Origin of the sequence: Streptomyces sp. NPDC088354 (assembly GCF_044753585.1) — a bacterium.
GTDB lineage: Bacteria > Actinomycetota > Actinomycetes > Streptomycetales > Streptomycetaceae > Actinacidiphila.
The window spans coordinates 1-4,677 of sequence record NZ_JBIVNJ010000112.1 but is presented as its reverse complement, the minus strand read 5'-3'; the positions used below and the strand labels follow the sequence as shown (position 1 = coordinate 4,677).

Annotated in this window: 1 protein-coding gene; it reads left to right on the top strand. The window is 67.2% G+C overall.

The genetic code is table 11. The features are described 5' to 3' along the window. The first annotated feature begins 360 nt into the window (after positions 1–360). The gene (locus ACIP98_RS41910; RefSeq protein ID WP_401982085.1) at positions 361–4,560 is read left to right on the top strand and encodes a carboxypeptidase regulatory-like domain-containing protein; all 4,200 of its coding nucleotides are present in this window, start codon (positions 361–363) and stop codon (positions 4,558–4,560) included. Positions 4,561–4,677: the final 117 nt, after the last annotated feature.

Here is a 4,677-nt window from a genome sequence, read left to right as displayed (position 1 = left end):
CTCGTCATCAACCAACAGCAACGGCTCCAACTTCGGACCCCGCCGAGGCACCGACACACCACCAGAAGTACTCATCAAAAATCTAACGACGGACTGCTGGCGCAGGTCACTAGGCGGAATTCGCGTGTGCCAGGCGTGAAGCCGCCACGGCGGCATGCCGCCATCGGCCCGCGTTGACCAGGCAGATACCCAACGAGGATTGTGTGTCACACCGTGTCCACCTGACATCGGGCGGATACGTGGTCCCGGCAGCATCAGATCCCCTGGAGACATCCTTTGCTCGCGATTTCCCCACAAGCACCTGCGCCTGGGAGCGCTCCCAAACGGTGGGCCGAGAGACCCGCGATCGCTACTGCGCTGGTGGTCCTGATCTCTCTGCTCACCGTACTGCTGCCGCAGAGCGCCACAGCCGAGTCCTCCAGTTCGGCGGGCGCTGCCGGCACCGTCTCCGCAGAACCACTGTGCGGCACCCCCAAACCCGGGGCGTTCAGCTGCTTCTCCTTCCGCCGCACCGACGTGCGCCAGACGCTCGGCTTGCAGCGTGCTGGTGACGCCGCACCTGCCGGCCTGTCCCCGGCCGATCTGCACTCGGCGTACAACTTGCCCGCCAACGGTGGGGCCGGTACGACCATCGCGATCATCGACGCCTACGACGATCCGGCTGCGGAAGCCGACCTGGCGGTCTACCGACAACAGTACGGGCTGACCGCCTGCACCGCGCAGAGCGGCTGCTTCCGCAAGGTCGACCAGCGTGGTGGAGTGAACTACCCGGAACCAGACGGCGGTTGGGCTGGCGAGATCTCACTCGACCTCGACATGGTCTCTGCCATCGCACCGGACGCGAACATCATGCTGGTCGAGGCGGACGACAACAGCACCGAGTCGCTCGGCGCGGCGGTCAACACCGCTGTGGCCCTCGGCGCCCAGTACATCTCTAACTCCTACGGTGCGTACACCGACGACCCGAGCGAACCTGCCACCGACGCCGCATACTTCGACCACCCCGGCACCGCTTTGGTCTTCTCCTCCGGTGACGGCGGCTACGGCGTCACTTACCCGGCGTCTTCGCCGTACGTGACGTCGGTCGGTGGCACCTCGCTCACCCGCGACAGCGGTTCTCGCGGCTGGAGCGAGTCGGTCTGGAACTCGGCTGTCACGCACGCCGACGGCAGCCAGTCCTGGGGAGCTCCCGGCTCTGGCTGCTCGCAGGCCGAGGACAAACCGGCCTTCCAGACGGACTCGGGGTGCGCGGGACGCAGCGTCGCCGATGTCAGCGCGGTGGCCGACCCGCGGACCGGGGTAGCTGTCTACAACAGTTACTCCGACGGCGGCTGGAATATCTACGGTGGCACCAGCGCGGCCGCCCCGATAATCGCCGGCACGTACGCGCTGGCCGGACGTCCTGTCATCGGAACGTACCCCAACTCCTACCCGTATAGCGCACAGTCAGCACTCAATGATGTGACGACCGGCGATAATGCCAGTTGCCCGGACTCCTCGCTTTGCAACTTCGGTACGACTCCGCACTGCGACCCGGCCTATCTGTGTGCCGCGCAACCTGGCTACGACGGTCCGACCGGTCTCGGTACCCCAAACGGGGTGGCCGCCTTCAAGTCGGGTCCGCATGGCTCGGTCCACGGCACGGTGACCGACGCAACCACCGGCAAGCCGATCGCCGATGCGGCGATCGACCTGGGCGACTACCACGCGGTCAGCGGCAAGGACGGAAGCTACCGGCTGGACGTACCGGCCGGCGACTACCCCGCCAAGGTCGGCGCGTTCGGTTACGCCGATCAAGATCTCGGCGCCCTTCACCTCCCGGACGACACAGACCTAGTGAAGGACATCGCGTTGATCGCGATACCCTCGCAGGCCATCTCCGGCACAGTCAAGGACAGTGGCCACGGCTGGGGCGTCTACGCCAAAATCACCCTCGACGGCATGCCAGGCGAGACTTACAGTGATCCGGCGACCGGGGCGTACCAGATCACCGTGCCGATGAACCGCGACTACAAGGTGAACGTCAGCCCGCTGGCGGCTGGATACCAGCCGACGTCCCGGACGGTTTCGGTGACCGACAAGCCGGTCACCGGCGTCGACCTGGTCCCACCGATGAGCGATCACGGCACCCTTCCGGCCGGCTATCAGATCACCTACCACGGCGGCGAGCAACAGCACTTCGATGCCCCCAGCACGCCGGGCGGCTGGACGGTCAAGAACAACACTACTGCCGGTGGCTGGCAGTTCGACGATCCCCTCAACCGAGGCAACCAGACCGGCGGCACCGGGCACTTCGCGCAGGTAGACGACTTCGCACTCGGCTGGTTCCCCGTAGACACCGAACTCATCAGTCCGCTCTACGACTTCAGCAAGGAGAAGGCCCCGCAACTGGACTTTGAGTCGGCGCTGCCGCCGACCTACCGCATCGATGACGCAACCGCCGATGTGGACATCAGCACCGATGGCGGTGCCGTCTGGACCAACGTATGGCATCACGACGACGTGGTGGCCGGGCCATCCCATGAGAGCGTGGCGCTCGATACCTACGCCGGTAAGTCCTCGGTGCGGATCCGTTTCCACTTCACCGGCAGTCTCACCGGCATCTGGGAGGTGGACGATGTGGCAATCGGCACACGCAGCCTTCAGGCACTGCCGGGCGGCCTGCTCGTCGGCCACGTCACCGATTCCAACACCACTGCCGGTGTGCCCGGTGCAATGGTGACCAGTAACGAGGCCCCCGCGGAGACCACCCGTGCAGTGGTCTCCCCTGGCGATCCAGCGCTCGGCGATGGCGCCTACTGGCTCTTCTCCAGCCTGACCGGCAAACGAAACTTCACTGCCGACCTGTCCTCGTTCGGTTATCCGGCGGTCAGCTCGAAAGTCAATGTCGCAGCAAACAAGGCCACCGCAGCCGACTTCGTCCTGCACCCCGCCAAGCTGACCTCCGCCGAATCCTCCGTCTCAGCCCCGGTCGCATGGGGGAACAGCAAGTCGGTCAATGTGACACTGACCAATACCGGTGCCTCCCCGGTGACCTTCTCACTCGGTGAGCAACGCCTGGGCTCTGGTACGACGCAGGCGACCGCCTCTCCCGGCACCTCGGCGCCCAGCAAAATCACGCTGGCCACGACCATGCCCAGGCCCGCACTGAAGACCAACGCAGCGCCCACCGCAAGCACCACTGCCAGGTCCGCGGCCACTGCCGCGGGACAGTCCTGGCAGTCCCTCACCGATCTCCCGGAGGCGGTCAAGGGCGGACTGGCCGCAGTGAACAACGGGGTGCTCTACACCGGCCTCGGTGCCACCATGGACGGCATCTGGAGCACCGACTTCCGCTCCTACGACCAGAGTTCCGGCACCTGGAAGCAGCTTGCCTCTCCGGTAACGCTGCGGTACGTACCCGCCTACGGTTTCATCCGTGGCAAGCTATACGTGACCGGCGGCCGTGACCGGTCAGGCGTGGGCATCCGCAGCGGAGAGGTCTACGACCCCGCGAGTAACACCTGGTCGCAGATCGCCGAGGCCCCGCTCGGCTTCGGGTCTTCCGGCAGCGGCGTCGTGGGCGACAAGCTGTACGTCATCGGCGGCTGCACCATCTCAACTGGCTGTGGCACCAACGATGTACAGATCTACAACCCGGTCACCGATAGCTGGACGAGCGGCAAGCCCTACCCGGAACGCGTCTCCTACCCTTCTTGCGGTACCGTCGAGGGCACGCTCATCTGCGCCGGCGGCGGACGCACATTGCCAGACGGCAGTGAGGTCGACACCGCAAGCACCTACCAGCTCAACGCGGCCACTGGCGTGTGGAAGCGGGTCGCGGACGCCCCGGGCGACTTCTGGGGCGGGGCGGGCACCAGCGCGGACGGACGCCTGCTGGTGGCGGGCGGTGTGCAGGACAGCACCAATACAGTGCTCGGCCGGTCATACGCGTACGACCCAGCGGACGACAGCTGGTCGGCGCTGCCCGGACTGCCACAGCCGCTGGCACTCGCCCAGGCCGCTCCCGGCTGGTACGTGATCGGCGGCGTGGACGCGGACGGCGTGAATACCGCGACCGCGATCAAACTGCCCGGGCTGGACGCGGCTCACACCGACGTGCCGTGGCTGTCGGAGAGCGCCACGTCGCTGACCTTGAAGGGCGGTAAGTCCGTCACGGTCAAGCTAACACTGGACGCGACCGCGATGGGCGCGACCGACTACGGTGACCACCATGCTGCCCTGGTGGTGGACAGCGACACCCCCTATGCGTCGGTCACCTTGCCGGTCACCATGTCAGTGACCGCGCCAGCCGGCTGGGGCCAGTTGTCCGGCACAGTCACCGGCGCCACGAGCGGGGGCGCGGTGCCGCTGCCCGGCGCAGTGGTAGAGGTCGACTCCAAGAACGGCGACACAACACTGACCACCGACGCCCGAGGCGGCTACCGGTTGTGGCGGCCGGTCTCCGACGGCAACTTGACGATCATCGTGGCGGCGGACACTTACCGTCCGGCTACCCGCACAGTCAAGTTGGTCAAGGGAGGTACGGTCACCGCCGACTTCGCACTGGCACCCCGCTAGGGGCCACACCCACCGGGGCCGGGGGGGGGGCCCCCCCCCGCCGCCCCCCCCCCCGCCCCCCCCCCCGGGGCCCCCCCCCCCGGGGCGCCCCCCCCCCCCCCCCCCCCCCCCCCCCCC